18 protein-coding genes are annotated in these 16,793 nt (G+C 61.6%); 5 read left to right on the forward strand and 13 right to left on the reverse strand.

The features are described 5' to 3' along the window. Window positions 1-96: 96 nt before the first annotated feature. From fhmpcd1 to CIT25_RS34870, 5 genes are all read right to left on the reverse strand, one after another. Window positions 97-1,026, reverse strand: coding sequence for a 5-formyl-3-hydroxy-2-methylpyridine 4-carboxylate 5-dehydrogenase (gene fhmpcd1, locus CIT25_RS34850; protein ID WP_095489583.1), 930 nt, complete (start codon window positions 1,024-1,026; stop codon window positions 97-99). Then, window positions 1,026-1,646 carry a glutathione S-transferase family protein gene (locus CIT25_RS34855; protein ID WP_095489584.1) on the reverse strand — a complete coding sequence of 207 codons (621 nt, stop codon included), beginning with the start codon at window positions 1,644-1,646 and terminating at the stop codon, window positions 1,026-1,028. Before CIT25_RS34855 ends, fhmpcd1 begins: the two co-directional genes overlap by 1 nt. Window positions 1,647-1,671: 25 nt before the next feature. Further along, window positions 1,672-2,079: a RidA family protein gene (locus CIT25_RS34860; protein ID WP_029353627.1), complete on the reverse strand. Its 408-nt coding sequence runs from the start codon at window positions 2,077-2,079 to the stop codon at window positions 1,672-1,674. A 9-nt stretch (window positions 2,080-2,088) separates the two neighbouring features. After that, window positions 2,089-3,222, reverse strand: a complete 1,134-nt coding sequence (locus CIT25_RS34865; RefSeq protein ID WP_095489585.1) for an LVIVD repeat-containing protein — start codon at window positions 3,220-3,222, stop codon at window positions 2,089-2,091. A 76-nt stretch (window positions 3,223-3,298) separates the two neighbouring features. Further along, the gene (locus tag CIT25_RS34870; protein ID WP_245330145.1) at window positions 3,299-4,444 is read right to left on the reverse strand and encodes a cupin domain-containing protein; all 1,146 of its coding nucleotides are present in this window, start codon (window positions 4,442-4,444) and stop codon (window positions 3,299-3,301) included. Window positions 4,445-4,476: 32 nt separating this feature from the next. Here CIT25_RS34870 and CIT25_RS36705 point away from each other — a divergent pair, with 32 nt between their 5' ends. Continuing rightward, the gene (locus CIT25_RS36705) at window positions 4,477-4,722 is read left to right on the forward strand and encodes a hypothetical protein (protein WP_128285698.1); all 246 of its coding nucleotides are present in this window, start codon (window positions 4,477-4,479) and stop codon (window positions 4,720-4,722) included. Between the two features lie 16 nt (window positions 4,723-4,738). Here CIT25_RS36705 and CIT25_RS34875 read toward each other — a convergent pair whose 3' ends face one another. Further along, window positions 4,739-6,367: a GMC family oxidoreductase gene (locus tag CIT25_RS34875; RefSeq protein WP_095489587.1), complete on the reverse strand. Its 1,629-nt coding sequence runs from the start codon at window positions 6,365-6,367 to the stop codon at window positions 4,739-4,741. Window positions 6,368-6,579: 212 nt separating this feature from the next. Between CIT25_RS34875 and CIT25_RS34880 the strand changes: the two genes are divergently transcribed. After that, window positions 6,580-7,257 carry a FadR/GntR family transcriptional regulator gene (locus CIT25_RS34880; RefSeq protein ID WP_095489588.1) on the forward strand — a complete coding sequence of 226 codons (678 nt, stop codon included), beginning with the start codon at window positions 6,580-6,582 and terminating at the stop codon, window positions 7,255-7,257. Between the two features lie 45 nt (window positions 7,258-7,302). Then, a complete protein-coding gene (locus CIT25_RS34885; protein ID WP_167391129.1) occupies window positions 7,303-8,838 on the forward strand; it encodes a GMC family oxidoreductase in 1,536 nt (511 codons plus the stop codon). Window positions 8,839-8,924: 86 nt separating this feature from the next. Here CIT25_RS34885 and CIT25_RS34890 read toward each other — a convergent pair whose 3' ends face one another. From CIT25_RS34890 to CIT25_RS34915, 6 genes are all read right to left on the reverse strand, one after another. Beyond that, entirely contained in the window at window positions 8,925-9,752 is an 828-nt protein-coding gene (locus CIT25_RS34890; protein ID WP_095489589.1) for an inositol monophosphatase family protein, read from the reverse strand. Continuing rightward, complete coding sequence (gene ttcA / locus CIT25_RS34895; protein ID WP_095489590.1) at window positions 9,742-10,635, reverse strand: tRNA 2-thiocytidine(32) synthetase TtcA; 894 nt, start codon at window positions 10,633-10,635, stop codon at window positions 9,742-9,744. The genes CIT25_RS34890 and ttcA overlap by 11 nt, the downstream gene beginning before the upstream one ends. Window positions 10,636-10,772: 137 nt before the next feature. Further along, window positions 10,773-11,390, reverse strand: a complete 618-nt coding sequence (gene rpsD / locus CIT25_RS34900; protein ID WP_095489591.1) for a 30S ribosomal protein S4 — start codon at window positions 11,388-11,390, stop codon at window positions 10,773-10,775. A gap of 368 nt (window positions 11,391-11,758) precedes the next feature. After that, complete coding sequence (locus CIT25_RS34905) at window positions 11,759-11,947, reverse strand: DUF3008 family protein (protein ID WP_095489592.1); 189 nt, start codon at window positions 11,945-11,947, stop codon at window positions 11,759-11,761. A gap of 60 nt (window positions 11,948-12,007) precedes the next feature. Beyond that, window positions 12,008-12,820 (reverse strand): glutamate racemase, encoded by an 813-nt coding sequence (gene murI / locus CIT25_RS34910; RefSeq protein ID WP_095489593.1) that lies wholly within the window; start codon window positions 12,818-12,820, stop codon window positions 12,008-12,010. A 169-nt stretch (window positions 12,821-12,989) separates the two neighbouring features. Continuing rightward, a complete protein-coding gene (locus CIT25_RS34915) occupies window positions 12,990-13,835 on the reverse strand; it encodes an RNA methyltransferase (RefSeq protein ID WP_095489689.1) in 846 nt (281 codons plus the stop codon). Window positions 13,836-14,054: 219 nt separating this feature from the next. On the opposite strand from CIT25_RS34915, the gene CIT25_RS34920 reads away from it, so the two are divergent. Both CIT25_RS34920 and CIT25_RS34925 read left to right on the forward strand, forming a co-directional pair. Then, window positions 14,055-15,266: an NADP-dependent isocitrate dehydrogenase gene (locus tag CIT25_RS34920; protein WP_095489594.1), complete on the forward strand. Its 1,212-nt coding sequence runs from the start codon at window positions 14,055-14,057 to the stop codon at window positions 15,264-15,266. A gap of 83 nt (window positions 15,267-15,349) precedes the next feature. After that, window positions 15,350-15,976 (forward strand): glutathione S-transferase family protein, encoded by a 627-nt coding sequence (locus tag CIT25_RS34925; protein WP_095489595.1) that lies wholly within the window; start codon window positions 15,350-15,352, stop codon window positions 15,974-15,976. 28 nt (window positions 15,977-16,004) lie between these two features. Here CIT25_RS34925 and CIT25_RS34930 read toward each other — a convergent pair whose 3' ends face one another. Beyond that, a complete protein-coding gene (locus CIT25_RS34930; RefSeq protein WP_095489596.1) occupies window positions 16,005-16,784 on the reverse strand; it encodes a PhzF family phenazine biosynthesis protein in 780 nt (259 codons plus the stop codon). Between the last annotated feature and the right edge of the window lie 9 nt (window positions 16,785-16,793).

A 16,793-nucleotide genomic window follows, 5' to 3' on the forward strand; every position in this document is an offset into this window, starting at 1 on the left:
AACATCCGCCTTCACGGCGATGTTCCCGGCCCCATGCGCACAAGCGGCCAACCGGCAGAACTTCCCAACCCGGCTGCGCGCAACTTGTGCCATTGCCTACTCCCGGCCTTCGAGGATGCGGCGCACGGCGACCAGCTTGCGCGCCCGTTCGCCTTGCAGCGCCTTAATCTGCTCGGGCGTGTAGGAGAACATGCCCTCGCCCGACTTGATGCCGAACTTCGATGCGCCGGTCTTCTCCAGAACCATCGGCGCGACATCATCACGATTGGAAAGATCGGCGTTGAGGAACGACGAGACGGATTTGTAGATATCGAGGCCGGCCATATCGAGCAGCGCCATTGGCCCGATAACGGCGATCTTGTAGCCGATGCCCCAGGAGACGCAGGTATCGAGATCCTCCGGCTCGATGACGCCGCGCTCAACCAGATCGACCGCTTCGCGCAGCAGCGCATAGAGCACGCGATTTTCGACGAAGCCGGGAACGTCCTTCTTCACCACCACCGGCAACAGGCCGATCGAGCGGATCAGCTCGCGTATGGTCGCCACGGTTTCAGGCGCGGTCTTCTCGCCGCCGATCACCTCGATCATTGGAATGATGTGCGGCGGGTTCGACCAGTGCATGCCGACCATTCGTTGGGGATGGGAGATATGGGCCTGCAACTTGGTGATCGGAATGCCTGAGGTATCCGAGGCGACGATCACCGAAGAACCGATCAGCGGGTCGATGGCGCGATAGGTCTCGGCCTTGATGTCGATATTCTCAGGCACGTTCTCGATGACCAGCTCCGCACCATCGACAGCCTCGGCGAGGGTGCGGACGAACCGCGCCGTGCCCGCGCCCGCAGTCGGCCCCTTGATGTCGAGCCGGTCCAGAACCCCGCCGGCCAAATCGAGCATGCCGCGGGCGCGTTCGACCGCAACTTCGGAAACATCATACGCCGCCACGTCGAGCCCGCCGCGCGAAAGCCGCGCGGCGATGCCCGGACCCATCGTTCCCAGTCCGATGAGGGCGGCGCGCTTGATCATCATGCGGCCTTTGCGGGAGCCGCGGCGGTCGCCGCCTTGAAGGCCGGCCGAGCGGCGATTGCGGCCACCCAGCGCTCCAGATTCGGCAGCGACGGCCGGTCGATCTTGAAGTCGATGCAGCGCTTCAGGATCGGCGCGCAGGCGATGTCGGCAATGGTCAGCTTGCCCAGCGCCAGGAAATCCTTGCCGGCCAGATGCCCGTCAATGATCTTGAGTTGCGCCACAAGGTCCTTCACCTGTTCCTTATATTCGGCGGTTTGCTCTTCGGGCGTCAGCTTCGCACCCTTGAAGGCGGCCAGATAACCGGGATTGACCGCCGCCAGCAGAAAATCCATCCAGCGCTCGACCTCGGTCTTTTCGGCAGGGGTGGCGCCGTTCAGCTGTTCGCCGCCGGATGCCGCGAGATAGCGCAGGATGGTGTTGGACTCCCAGATCACGATGTCGCCGTCGACCAGCGTTGGGACTTTGGACGTCGGGTTGAGTGCCTTGTATTCGGCCGTCTGGGTGTTTTCGAATTGGCGGCCGTAATCCTCGCGCTTATATAGCGCACCAAGCTCTTCGAGCATGAAGAGCACCTTTTGAACGTTGCCCGATGTCTGGCGTCCCAAAAGCTTGTACATGTCGTCTCCTCGATTGTGTCGTGGCCTATTTGCCGGCCGGCAGCGGCTTGTAGACGATGGCATCCATTTCGATCTTGGTGTTGATGACCGCCTTTGCCTCGACGGTCGTGCGTGCCAGCACCGCGTCACCGATCCCTTCGAGGAACGCCTTGTTGTAGCGGCCGAAGTCGCGCGTATCCTCGAGATAGGTGGTGATCCGCACGACATCGGAGAGCGTTGCACCCTCGTCGGCAATGACGCGCGCGATGGTCTTCAGCGTCGCCAGCGTCTCTTCCTCGATCGTGCCGCTGATCATGTTGTTGTTCTCGTCCTTCGGCACCTGGCCGGAGACAAAAATGAAATCACCGGCACGCACCGCCGGATGAAACGGCAGGTTCGGATTCTTCTTGCCGATGGCGTAGTGGCTGGCGGATTTTCGCGTGCTGTCGCTCAACCTATCCCCCTAGAGAACGCTGGTTTCGATGATATCGACGCCACGGATACGGTCGATCAGGTAGACGATGCCGCGGTCGTCGATGGTGACGTCGTTGGAAGAGGAACGCTCGGCGCCTTCAGGCGCATCGGGCATGAAATGGCCGACCTCCTTGGGTGCGAACGGGTCGGCGATGTCGACCAGCCGCAGCCCCTGCGCGAACCATGCAAACGGAATGATGGTGCCCTTGAACCGTTCGGAAGGCTGATGGCAGCCGGTCATCGGCGGTTGCGGTGCGCCGTCCGGGTCGAGGCCGGGCACCTGGAAGGTCGCGATCGGCAGCGGATTCGTCTCGTCGGTGATGTCATAGATCCAGGTGAAAGCCGGCGGCGAAGGCCGGAGCTTGGCGACATCCTCGTCCGCCACCACCATGATGTTGCGGCCCTTGAGCGGCTGCGGGATCGGCAGGCACGTATGCGTGGGATGCGGAAAACTTGGGCTCGAATTGATATGCGAGACAAGCTTCGGCTTCGAAATGTCGGAAATGTCGAGGATGAACAGGCCGTGATGCCAGTAGCTGACATAGAGCCGGTCGCCCATGCGCAGCGGATGGTGGCAGCGTGGCGTGACGTAGTCATGCCACGGATACTCTTCACCGCCGCCGGTCCACTGGCCTGGTATCCACCAGCGCCCGACCTCGACCGGGCTCGCCGGATCGATCAGGTCGAGGATCATTACGATGTTGCCGACATAGCCGTCGGCGGTTGGCGAGATATAGGCGTAGCGGCCGTCATAGTCGTAGCGATGCACGCCATGGCCGCCGGTTATCCACTTCGAGATGAGCTTCGGCTCTGCCGGCCGGCTCGTGTCGTAAAGCGCCAGGCCACCGCCGAAATCGGCAGGGCCCGCATCGCCGAAGCGCTCGTGGTTGATGATCATCAGACCGTCCTGGGCGCGCACCTTGTGTGAATGCCAACCCGGCGGAACATCGATCGTCGCGATCTTCTTCGGATTGCGCGGATCGGAAATATCGACCAGCGTCGTGCCGCTCGGCGGACGCATGTGGCCGATATAGAGAATGTTGCGGTCGACCCAGACCTGACCACCGCCCGGACAGTCGATATGGCCGATCAGCTTTGTGTTGAACGCCGAAACCAAATGCATACGCCCTTGCTGCTGAAAACGTCTTTTTCGGTGTCCGCGCCGCTATGGCGGCGCGGACAGGTTTCCGCTGCAAAAGCTAGACGATGCGGAGTAGATCGCCGGCCTGGTTGCGGCCCCAGCGTTTGTAGAGGAGCAGCGCCTTCTGGGTCGGCGCATCGGTCGCGCCGAAGAAGATGACCGGCTCGGACGAGGAGCCATTGACGTGCTCGACCCAGGAACCACCCGGTATGGCGATCGTCTCGAACTGGTTCCAGTCGTAGCGTTTGCCGTCGATGATTGAATGGCCATTGCCGCGGAACGGCGCCAACAGCAGGCTGGCGGTCTCGCGCTGCGGCAGCGTCTTTTCGCCCGGCCGCAACATCTGGACGTAGAAGTTGATCGTGTGGAAGACCGGGCCGCCGGTGGTGGGGTCGACATAGTCGATGACGATACCTTCGTGCGGATCGCCGTCCCAATCCTTGTGGGCATCGAGGATCGCTTCCATCTTCTCCCAGCGATAGACATACATCGGCGACGACAGGCCGCCGCCGCGTTTGTGGTCGACGAAGCGCGGCATCAGGCCGCCCTCCCCATAGATGCGTTGCGAATAATCGCTCGGGAAACGGGCGGTCTGCACCTTCTTCTCGACTTCCTTGCCGTCGACCATCTCGGTGTATTTGTGGTCGAAATGCACGGCGTGCAGTGTCTCGACCAGCGGCAGGTCGAGAACCGAAAGGTTGACTGCCTGCTCGCCGCCGACAGTGCCGTGATTGTGCCAGGCATCATTGGGTGTCAGCACCATGTCGCCGGGGCCGAAAACCACATCCTCGCCTTCGACGCCGGTAAAGTTGCCCTTTCCGGTCAGGCCAAAACGTATGGCGCTCGGCGAGTGCTTGTGCGGCGGCATGATCTCGTCTGGATCATTCAGGCGATAGGCGGTGTACATCGTGCTGACCGATGCGCGCTTGGGCGCAAGACCGGGATTGACCAGGATCAGCGAGCGGCGCTCGCTATCGTCCATGGTGACCAGTTCGGCGGCGCGCTGCAGCAGCGGCTCGATGTCGGCATAGGACCAGACGAAGGGTATCGCCTTCGACGTCGCCATGAGCTGCTTAATCTCGTCGTGATCGACGCCTTCCGATGTCGCCCAGAACGGAAACATGTTCTTTTCGTAGAGGGCGTCATACAGGCCCTTCAGCGCGGCCTTCTTGTTGGTGACGGCAAGGTCTGCTGGTTGCGCCATGGACATGTCTGACACCTCTCTTCGCGAAGAAAATGCATTTAACCAACTCAACCGTATTCGGATTGGTTTTGCTCGACAATCCCAAAACTGAGAATTTTTTAAGTTTTTGGTTGAGTGCTTTTCTGAAAGGCAAATGCCCCGAAAAGCGGCAGAAAAACTCGGAAATGCGCGAGAAAACGGATAATCGAGCAGATGCAGATCAAACTACCGCGACCGTAGCAATTGCTCGGCAGCCCAACCAATTCGAATTTTTCTTTCAACCAAAGGATTTTGGTTGAACACCGGGCGCCGCCATCAGGCCGCCATGGCTTGTTCAGCACGGCTGCGGATCAGGTCCGAGGCCTTTTCGGCGATCATGATGACCGCCGCATTGATGTTCCCGCAGATGAGGTCCGGCATCACGGAAGCATCCACTGCGCGAAGACCGGCAACGCCGCGCACCCGCAGTTCGGGATCGACCACCGACCCGGCGTCGACACCCATGCGACAGGTGCCGCCGGGATGGTGCACGGTGATCGAGGTCTTGCGAATATGCTCGTCGATCTCGTCGTCGCTCTGGCATTGCGGCCCCGGAAAGAATTCCGAGGCGATAAACGGCGTCATCGACGGTTGCGCAGCGAGGTTGCGCGCCACGCGGAAGCCGGCGCGGAGCGACTGCCAGTCACGCGGTGAGGACAGGAAATTCTGGTGGATCAGCGGCGCGGCCAACGGGTCGCTCGACGCCAGCTTCACGCTCCCCCTGCTCTCCGGCTGGACGGCGACGATGCGCGTCGCAAAACCATCGGCGAAGGGCGCCTTGAATGGTGCCATGTAGGGCCATGCGGCAAGCGGTGCAGCCGTGAAAAGCAACTGCACGTCTGGCAACGGCCGGCTTGCATCGCTTTTCAGGAACGCCACGACCCCGCCTGGCACATCGCCAGAAAAGCCCTTGCCGGTGAGATAGGTCTTGACGAAATCCAGCCCGATACGATCGGCTCGCATCATTTTGAGGAATGGTCCCGGCTGCTTGCGCCGATACATCAAGATGACCGAAACGTGGTCCTGCAGGTTCTTGCCGACCTGCGGACGGTCGACTTTCGTCTCGATACCATGCGCGGCGAGCTCGCCACTATCGCCAATCCCCGACAGCATCAGCAGCTGAGGCGTATTGATGACGCCGCCGGCAAGCAGAACCTCACGCCGCGCCAAAACCTGATGGGTAGCACCGCCTCTGGCGTAGGCGATGCCGGTCGCGCGCCCATCCTTCAGCAGGATCCTCGTCGCCATCGCGCCGGTCAGCACCTTGAGATTGCTGCGGCGCATGGCGGGACGCAGATAGGCCGACGCGGTCGAACAGCGGCGACCGTTTGCGATCGTCATCTGCAGTCGGCCAAAACCCTCCTGCACGGCGCCATTATAGTCGTCGGTCTGAGGATATCCCGCATCCCGGCTGGCTGTGGCGAAGGCATCTATCAGCTCGTCCTTGTAGCGGCAGAACTGGGTATTCAGCGGTCCGCTGCCACCGCGATAGTCGCTCTCGCCCTTTTCCCAGCGCTCCTGCTTCTTGAAATAGGGCAGCACCTTGTCGAACGACCAATCGGTGAGGCCGCTGGCCGCCCAGCGATCATAGTCGCCACGATTGCCGCGCACATAGGCCATGGCATTGGTGGAGGAGGAGCCGCCGATGACCTTGCCGCGGGCGCATTCGACCTTGCGTCCGCCGACATTGGCCTCGGGCTCGCAGAAATACATCCAGTCGTGACGGCGCTCGGTCAGAATCTTGCCCCAGCCAAGCGGGATATGGATCATCGGATCGCGATCCCAGTCCCCGGCTTCCAAGAGCAGCACGGAAACATCCGGATCTTCGCTCAAGCGGTTTGCAAGCACGCAGCCGGCCGACCCGGCTCCGACAATGACATAGTCAAATGTTTCCCCAAACGGCATGCACGGTCCTCGGGAGAAGGACGGCCCCACCGAGATGTGAGCCGTCAAAGAAACAACTGCGGCACTCAACCATCGCGCAACTGGTGTTGTCAACCACTGGGCGCAGATGTAGATTGGTTGAGTTGGTTGAGTGCCGTGTTCATCGATTCCGCGTCACAAGATGATGTCAGGACGTTGAGTCGGCGGCTGCCGATCAGACAGGAGATTTGGTTTTGAACGCATTCGAGCCGCAGATCGTATCATCGGATCTCGACGACATCATTGCAGCGGTCCGCCGGTTGCAACAGGGTGGCGGCAAGTTGCCTTCCGAGCGTGACCTTGCCGAACATCTGAATGTGAAGCGTCACCAGCTTCGCAAGGCGCTCGAATTGCTGCGTCAATCAGGCGATTTGAAACCGGCGCGCGCCCGGCGTGCGCCAACCGCCCTGCCCCGATATGGCGAGGAGCTTGTCAGGGTAACCAATCCAATCGAGGTTTTGGAATTGCGCCTGCTGATGGAGCCGGGCCTCGCCCGGCTGGCATCGCTGCGCGCTTCGTCATTCGAGACGGCCCGGATCATCGATGCGGCAACCACGCCGGAGAATGCCTCGTCGGGCGCAGTCGATTTCGCGTTTCATCTCGCCATCGTTGCAGCCGCTCGCAACCATCTTGCCACTGAATTCTACAAGATGCTGCGCCAGGTCGGGGTCGATGCGCGGGTGAAGATCGCACGCACCGCGGCACCCACCTGCCCCAAGCGGATCGCCGAGCGCGACGGCGAACATCGTCTGATTGCCGAAGCGATCTCGAAACGCGACCCGGAAGCGGCCGAGGCGGCGATGCGCGCGCATTTGCTGTCCGTGCAAAGACAGATCACCGAACGATCGAATGCCGGCGCCTTTGCCGCATAAGCGTGTTTTCCTATTAGCCAGACAGCCTGCGCGGGGACTTCAAAAGTGAAACGTCATTTCGACGTGCTGGTCGTCGGCGCGGGATCGGCCGGCTCGGTGGTGGCCAGCCGGCTGAGCGAGGACCGATCATGCCAGGTCGGCCTGATCGAGGCCGGGGTGATGCCGTCCGATCCCGATATCGCCGACCCGCTGAAATGGACGATGCTGCAAGGCCGCGCTTACGACTGGGCCTATCGGACAGTGCCGCAACCCTTTACCGCAAACCGCGTGCACGAATGGCCACGCGGAAAGATCGTCGGCGGTTCGAGCTGCCTGCATGCCATGGCCTATGTGCGTGGTCATCCCGATGATTTCGAACCCTGGGCGGCTGCCGGCGGCGAGCGCTGGTCCTTTTCGGGCTTGTTGCCGGGCTTTGTCCGCAGTGAAGCTTTCACCGCCTTCGATGCGCCGTCGCGCGGCCGCAGCGGACCGCTGGATGTCTATTTGCCGGATGCAGAGGTCAGCCCCGTCGTCCGCGCCTATATGGCCGCCGGACGGGCCATGGGAATCTCCGCCCTGACCGATCACAACAGCGGCGAACTGGCCGGCACCAGCCCCAATTCGCTGAACATCCGCGCCGGCCGGCGCCTGAGCGTCGCCGATGCCTATCTGCCGCCGGAGGTCAGGGCACGACCGAACCTTGCCTTGCTCACCGCCCACGAGGTCGAGCACCTCCTGCTGGAGGGCCAGCGGGCCACGGGTGTGGCTGTCGTGCGTGACGGAGAGACCACGACGGTCTCCGCCGACAGGATCGTTCTTTGCGCCGGTGCGGTGTCCTCACCGCTCATCCTCATGCGATCGGGCATCGGCGATGCGGACACGCTGAAGCAAGCGGGGATACGCTGCCTCGCCGACCGAAGCGATGTCGGCCGCAATTTGCAGGACCATCTGCTGGTCCTTGGAAATGTCTACAGCACCAAAAAACCGCTGCCGCCGTCGCGCCTGCAGCACTCGGAATCGCTGATGTACCTGCACGGCAGCGACATTACCCGTTCGACGGGAAGCCCCGATATTGTGCTAGCCTGCGTCGTTGCCCCATCAGCCGCAGACGGCCTGAGTGCCCCGCCCTATGGCTCGGCTTTCACGATCCTATGCGGCGTCACCCATCCGACCAGCCGTGGGCGCATCGCACCGAGCGGGCCGGGCCGGGCCGATGCACCCATCATCGACCCGCATTATCTCGAAACCGAACACGACCGGGCGGTTTTCAGGACGGCGCTGAAGACGGCGCGCACGATTGGTCATCATCCAGCGCTCGACGAATGGCGCGACGTGGAAGTCCTGCCGGGATCAGCGGTGCGGTCGGACGCCGACCTTGACGCTTTCGTCGCGAGCGCTGCCTCCACACATCATCATCCTGCCGGCACGTGCAGGATGGGCGGGGATGCCGACGCAGTCGTCGACCCGGATTTGCGGCTGAACGGCTTCGACAATGTCTTCATCGTCGACGCGTCAGTGATGCCGACGATCCCGAGCGGGCCGATCAACGCCGCCGTCGTCGCAATCGCGGAAACCTGGGCGACAGCCTCGGCTAGCGCGTGACCCGAAAAGTCGGAATCATATCGAGCGCAATGCGGGCTAATCGAGATCGGCCGGGCGTGGCCTGAACCGGATCGATGCCGGACGGCCTATTCCGCCCAGAGCTCGCGGCGCAGTTCGTGCCAGCTTTCCTTGTCCGGCGCGACAAGAAGGCCGCCTCCGACATGCGAAGGCAGATAGGCGCTGCCGTCGAAACGCGCCGCGTAACCACCTGCCTCGGCATGAATCAGCACACCGGCCAGATGATCCCACGGCATCAGCTTGTTGTAGACGACGAAGTGGGCGTGGCCGCTCGCCAGCAGGCGGTATTCGTGCGCCGCGCAGCGATAGCCGAACTGCGACAGGGATTTCGTCTGGTTGCGCGCCAGCCGTGACCGTTCCGGCTCGGGCATGTATTGCCAGGAAACCGCACCGGTCATTTGCGAGATCGGTGCAGGCTCGGCGACATGCACCTTCTCCAGAGTGCCATGCGCATGCCGTATGTGGCTGCCGGCACCCTTGGCGCCGATCAGCCAGTCCTTGCCGACGGGATCGTGAATGATGCCGGCGACGGTCTCGCCCTTCACCACGACGCCGAGCATGACGCCGAACAGCGGCACGCCGGAGGCGAAGTTGAAGGTGCCGTCGACCGGATCGATGACGAAGGCGAGATCGGCGTCGCCGAGACCCTGGAGCAGCGCCGGATCGTCGGAGCATGCCTCTTCGCCGACGATCATCGCCTGGGGGTAACGCTCACGCAGCCTGACGGTGATGAGCCGCTCGGCATTCACGTCGGCCTCCGTCACCAGGTCGGCTGCCGAGGTTTTTTGGCGGACGTCGCCCTCATCCAACCGACGAAAACGCGGCATGATCTCGGCAATGGCGGCGTCGGACAGAAGGGTGGCAAGCCAGTCGATCGCGGTATCGTCAAATGTCATCGGGAATGTCTTGCCTTGTGGTGAGGGTCTCGTTGAGGGCGGCGAAATCGAACAGCTTTCTGTCGAGCAGATGCGAGGGCCGCACATTGGTCATGGCGTGGATCATCGTGTCCTTGCGGCCGGGCATGCGCTTTTCCAGGCCGTCGAGCATCGCCTTCATCGCATTGCGCTGCAAGCCATCCTGGCTCCCGCATAGATCGCACGGGATGATCGGGAACTTCATGGCGCCGGCGAATTTTTCGAGATCGGCCTCGGCGCAATAGGCGAGCGGCCGCAGCACCATGACGTCGCCGTCGTCGTTGAGCAGTTTTGGCGGCATGGCGGCGAGGCGCCCACCATGGAATAGGTTCATGAAAAAGGTTTCAAGTATGTCCTCGCGGTGATGCCCGAGCACCAGCGCCGAGCAACCCTCCTCCCGCGCGATGCGGTAGAGATGGCCGCGCCTGAGCCGCGAGCACAGCGAGCAATAGGTATTGCCCTCGGCGATCTTGTCGGTCACCACCGAATAGGTGTCCCGATATTCGATGCGGTGCGGAATGGCATATTTATCGAGATAGTCGGGCAGGATGTGTTTCGGAAAATTCGGCTGGCCCTGGTCGAGATTGCAGGCCAACAGCTCGACCGGCAGCAGCCCGCGCCATTTGAGGTCGAGCAGCGAGGCAAGCAGGCCGTAGGAATCCTTGCCGCCCGACAAGGCAACCAGCCAGCGATCGCCTGGCCTCACCATCGAAAAATCGTCGATCGCCTGACGGGCGAGACGCAGCAGCCGTTTGCGCAGCTTGTTGAACTCGACGGAGGACGGCACATCGGCAAACAGCGGATGAAAGCCGCCTGCAGCATCGGCGATCGGTTCGAGTGTCTTGGCATCAGGCAGCATGTTCATGGCGCGTCGGCCTCAAAATCCTCGTTGCTGCCCGGATTAGCGCATCGGCCCGAAAATCGAAATCGATTTTCGGATGCCCAAAAGAAAAGGCCGCCTCGAGGGGCGGCCTTCGATGCTGTTGCAGATGAAGAAATCGATCAGCGCGAATAGAATTCGACGACCAGGTTCGGTTCCATCTGCACGGCGAAGGGAACATCCGACAGGCCGGGGATGCGCCCGAAGGTCGCGGTCATCTTGTTATGATCGACCTCGATGTAGTCAGGCACGTCGCGCTCGGCCAGGCCTACCGATTCCAGGACGATCACCAGCTGCTTCGACTTTTCGCGCACTTCAATGACGTCGCCCGGCTTGCAGCGGTACGAGCCGATGTTGACACGCTTGCCGTTGACATTGATGTGGCCGTGATTGACGAACTGGCGAGCGGCAAAAATGGTCGGCACGAACTTGGAACGGTAGACGACCGCGTCGAGACGCGATTCGAGCAGGCCGATCAGGTTCTCCGAGGTGTCGCCCTTGCGGCGGTCCGCCTCTTCATAGACCTTCCGGAACTGCTTTTCCGAAACGTCGCCGTAGTGACCCTTCAGCTTCTGCTTGGCACGCAGTTGCAGGCCGAAATCGGAAAGCTTGCCCTTGCGGCGCTGGCCGTGCTGGCCGGGACCGTATTCACGCTTGTTGACCGGGGATTTCGGGCGGCCCCAGATGTTTTCGCCGAGACGGCGGTCGATCTTGTATTTCGCGGATTCGCGCTTGCTCATCGCATTCCCTTTCAAAACAGTACACCCGGAACCTCATGGTCCGGCTGAAGGAAACGCGCCCTCCTCTGGCCCCCGTTTTCGAGACCTGACAGGGTTTTCCCACGCAACGCGGCGGAAAACCCACGGGACACGTCATTTTACACAAGACTCAGGAAATAGAGCGCTTCCCAAACGTCTTGCGCACATAAAGAAACCACCGGGCGTTGCGGCCCGGTGTTGGTGGGCTGATTAAACGGAGATTTAACCGGTGTCAAGCTTGCGGCTGGCGTCGGTGATGGCGAGTGGATACGACCCAAGGGCCGCGGCTCGGCCGCGGCTGTCAAACCATGGAACCGGAACCGACCTCCCTGCCTGGTGCGGACGAGCGGCTAGTGCTTCGCTTTCTTCTCCGGCAGGCCCTTACGCTTGGTCTCGGCGAATTCCTCGAGCTGTTTTTCGCTCATGGATTTGTACATGCCCTTCGAAGGGCCTTTGAGCTCGCTCTTCTTGGTCTCGCCACGCTTGGCGGACAATGCCGCGCCGGCGGCTTTCTGCTGGGCCTTTGATGTGGCTGGCATGATCGTTTCTCCTGTTGCAATAGGAAGGAAACGTGTCGGTCGGGATGATGTTCCTAAACATCAGGAAATCGCCAGCCCAAACCCCTGCATCAGGCGGCGAGTCGGAAAATCAACCCGCTTTGAGGTGAAGACAGCAAGATCGGCGCCTTCTGGCAACGCCTCGCCGCGATTCCTGACCTCGGTCTCCGCGAGCAGCGAGAGCGCCCGCCGCGCGATCGCCTCGGCGGGATCGAGCCAATCGACCGGCCAAGGTGCCGTCTTGCGCATGCGGTTGGCCAGAAAGGGATAGTGAGTGCAGGCAAGCACGACGATGTCGGTCCGCAGCGCGTCATGCTCGACGAAGCACGGCGCGATTTCGGTGCGCACGGCCTCTTCATCGACAAAGCCCTCACGCATATAGACCTCGGCCAGCCCCGCCAGATTGTCGCTGCCAACCAGGCGGACGTGGCATTTCTGAGCCCATTTGCTGATCAGGTCGCGCGTATACTGGCGCTTGACGGTGCCGGGCGTCGCCAGCACCGAAACCAGCCCGGAGCGCGTGCGTTCCGCCGCCGGCTTGATCGCCGGCACCGTGCCGACGAAAGGATGGCCGGGAAATCTTTCGCGCAGCGCATCGATGACCAGCGTCGAGGCGGTGTTGCAGGCGATGACCGAAATGGCCGGCGAAAACCGGTCGAGCAGCTTGCCGAACAGCTCCAGAACATGTGCCCTCAGCGCCGGCTCCTCCCAAGCGCCATAAGGGAAAGCCGCATCGTCGGCGACATAGACGAAGCGACGATCGGGCATCAGCACGCGCGCTTCGCGCAACACTGTCAGGCCGCCGATGCCGGAATCGAACATCAGGATCGGGCGGGCGCTTGAGGGATCTGTCATTGTCATTGATTAGGAGAAAGGACTGGGATTACGAGAAAAGACTGGGACTCAGAGGGAAGGCTGGGACCACGGCAGGAAGATGGTCGCACATCCGAGGGTCCATCATTTTGAAATGATGGACCCCACCAAATAACATTCGGTTACCAGTGGTAGGCCCAACGATTTGTTCCTAGTCGTTGTCTTCCGCCTTGGCGGCGCGTGCCGCGGCTGCCGGAAGCCGTCTCGGATCATCACCCGGCGATCCGTCGCCGCGCGGCATGGCCGGCGAGAACCTGTCCAGCGATGATATTATGCCGCGCAGCACCTTGAGCTCCGGCTCGGCGAAGCCGGCGCGCGTCAGCACCGCGCGCAGATTGTCGACCATCTTCGGCTTCTTCGGCGCCGGGCGGAAATAGCCGCGCGCTTCGAGCGCACCTTCCAGATACGCGAACAGGCCGTGCAACTGCTCCTTGGTCGCCGGCATCATGTCAGGGCTGGAAAAATTGGTTTTCGTCTCATCTTCCAAACCCGACTTCATCCATTCATAGGACATCAGCAGGGCCGCCTGGGCGATGTTGAGCGAAGAGAAGGCGGGATCGACCGGGAAGGTGACGATCTCGTCGGCGAGGCCGACCTCGTCATTGTAGAGCCCGAACCGCTCGCGGCCGAACAGGATGCCGGTGCGCTGCCCGGCTTGCTGGCGCGCTCTCAGCGCCCTGCCCGCCTCGACCGGTCCGCGCACCGGCTTGAAATTATCACGCGCGCGCGCCGTGGTGGCGAAGACGAAGTTCAGGTCGGCAACCGCCGAGGCCAGATCGTCAAAGACCGTGACGGCATCGATGACATGGTCGGCGCGGCTCGCGGCGGCGCGCGCCTTCTCGCTTGGCCAGCCGTCGCGCGGATTGACGAGGCGCAGTTCGGCAAGCCCAAAATTCGCCATGGCGCGCGCGACCATGCCGATATTCTCGCCGAGCTGCGGCTCGACGAGGATGATCGCCGGGCCTGCGGCAGGAGGGATGTCGTTGCTGGCTTGCATGATGTCAATGAACTGCTGTTTGCGGCATTTCAGCGTCCCCTGCCATATCCGGCCGCGAAAATGAAGCTTTCGTGGAGAACGCCCAAATGCCACGGTCGAGCCCGCCAGCGCGGATCGCCGTTTGCGCGGCCAAAAATGCTTTGATATACGGGCCGCATCCCCGGCCGAAAGCCATGCGGGCAAGGCCGTTCCGATCCCCAACAATGAGGCATTCTTTCCATGGCGAAGATCAAGGTGGCGAACCCGGTCGTCGAACTCGACGGCGACGAGATGACCCGCATCATCTGGCAGTTCATCAAGGATAAGCTGATCCACCCCTATCTCGACCTCAAGCTTGAATATTACGACCTCAGCGTAGAGCACCGCGACGCCACCAACGACCAGGTGACCATCGATTCGGCCAATGCCATCAAGAAACATGGCGTTGGCGTGAAATGCGCGACGATCACGCCCGACGAGCAGCGCGTCGAGGAATTCAAGCTGAAGAAGATGTGGAAGTCGCCGAACGGCACGATCCGCAACATCCTCGGCGGCACCATCTTTCGCGAGCCGATCATCATGAAGAACGTGCCGCGGCTGGTACCCGGCTGGACCAAGCCGATCATCGTCGGCCGTCATGCTTTCGGCGACCAGTACCGCGCCACCGACTTCCGCTTTCCCGGCAAGGGCAAGCTGACGATCAAGTTCGTCGGCGAGGACGGCAAGGTGATCGAGCATGAGGTGTTCGATGCGCCGGCCGCCGGCGTCGCCATGGCCATGTACAATCTCGACGAGTCGATCCGGGAATTTGCCCGCGCCTCGCTGAATTACGGCCTGCTGCGCAACTATCCGGTCTATCTCTCGACCAAGAACACCATCCTCAAGGCCTATGACGGCCGCTTCAAGGACATTTTCCAGGAAGTCTACGAGGCTGAGTTCGAAGCCGAATTCAAGGCGAAAAAGATCTGGTACGAGCACCGGCTGATCGACGACATGGTCGCCTCCAGCCTGAAATGGTCGGGCGGCTATGTCTGGGCCTGCAAGAACTACGATGGCGACGTGCAGTCGGACACGGTGGCGCAAGGTTTTGGGTCGCTCGGCCTGATGACCTCGGTGCTGATGACGCCGGACGGCAAGACGGTGGAGGCGGAGGCCGCGCACGGCACCGTCACCCGCCACTATCGCCAGCACCAGAAGGGCGAGGAAACCTCGACCAATTCGATCGCCTCGATCTTCGCCTGGACGCGCGGCCTCACCCATCGCGCCAAGCTCGACGACAATGCCGAGCTGAAGCGTTTTGCTGAGACGCTCGAAAGGGTCTGCATCCAGACCGTCGAGGCCGGCTTCATGACCAAGGACCTGTCGCTGCTGATCGGCCCCGACCAACCATGGCTTTCGACTACCGGCTTCCTCGACAAGATCGACGAGAATCTGCAGAAGGCGATGGCCTGACGGCCAAAACCCGGCAACATAGAAGGCTCCGAGAGGAGCCTTCTTCTTAGGGCAAGCAACCGAGAGCGGAAGAAGGGTGATCGATGACCAAGCCGATCCTCTACGGGGCGGACTACAGCGTCTATGTACGCATCGTCCGCCTCGCACTCGAGGAAAAGGGCATCGACTACGAACTTGTGCCGGTCGACATTTTTGCGGCGACCGGCACTCCGGGCTGGTATTTCGACCATCACCCGTTTGGCCGCATCCCTGCCTTCGAGCATGACGGGTTTCGCCTCTACGAGACCAGTGCAATTGCCAGATATGTCGACGAGGCGTTCGACGGGCCGGCGCTGCAACCGCAAGAGGCGCGCAGTCGGGCGACCATGAACCAGATCATCGGCATGCTCGACGCCTATGCCTATCGGGCTATGGTCTGGGATGTCGCCGTCGAGCGGCTGGAGAAGACAACACCCGACGAAGCCCTGATCGCCGACGGGCTTTTAAAGGCCCGCACGACTTTGCAGGCGCTCTCCTCCCTGAAAGCCCCGGGACCATGGCTGATGGGAAGCGAACTGACGCTGGCCGACCTGCATGCGGCGCCGATCATCGGCTATTTCATCAGGGTCGCCGAAGGGCGGAACCTGCTCGCCGAGTTTGCCGATGTCCAGGCCTGGTGGGTTCGCATCGCCGAGCGCCCGAGTTTTGCCCGTACTGAAAAGGCCGGGTGAGGCGAAGCGGTCTCCGAATGGCAGCTGCTCATTCGGGAAGATAGATTTCCGCCTTCATGAAAGTCTTCGCACGACCTATGATCAGCACGCGATCTCCAGCCAGGTCGCACAGCAAATGCCCGCCGCGCCGCGAGCATTGGAATGCCGACAGATGCGTCTTGCCGAGTTTTTCAGACCAGTAAGGCACCAGTGTCGCATGAGTGGAGCCAGTCACCGGGTCCTCGGGAATGCCCGCCCCAGGCACGAAATAACGCGAGACGAAATCATGGGCTCGCCCAGGCGCCGTAATGACCAGGCCAAGAGGATGAAGGGTTCCGATCCTCAGCAGATCGGGAACGAATGACCGTACGGAAGCCTCGTCGGCAAGCTCGACAAACAGGTTTTCGAAATTGCGGAAGCTCGCAACCGGACGCAGGGGAAATATCTCTTGCAGCGCCAGCGTTAACTTCCCTCCGAGCGGCTGCGGCGGAAAACACGGCAGATCGAGCTGGTAGGTACCTTCCCGCTGGGAAACTCGTAACTCACCCACCCGCGTGGCAAAGGCCATGTCGCCAGGCACATTGTGTTCCGCGGCCAATACATGGGCGGTCGCAAGAGTAGCATGGCCACAGAAGTCGACTTCATGAACCGGCGTGAACCAGCGCAAATCCCAACTCTCGCCATTCGGCCGCGCAAACGCGGTTTCAGCAAGATTGTTCTCGTTTGCGATGGCCTGCATCACATCGTCCGATAGCCAGTCCGCCAAAATGAGAACGGCAGCAGGGTTGCCCTGGAAAGCCCGTTCGGCAAAGGCGTCGACTTGATACATGGTCAACGT

Origin of the sequence: Mesorhizobium mediterraneum (assembly GCF_002284565.1) — a bacterium.
Taxonomy (GTDB): Bacteria; Pseudomonadota; Alphaproteobacteria; order Rhizobiales; family Rhizobiaceae; genus Mesorhizobium; species Mesorhizobium mediterraneum.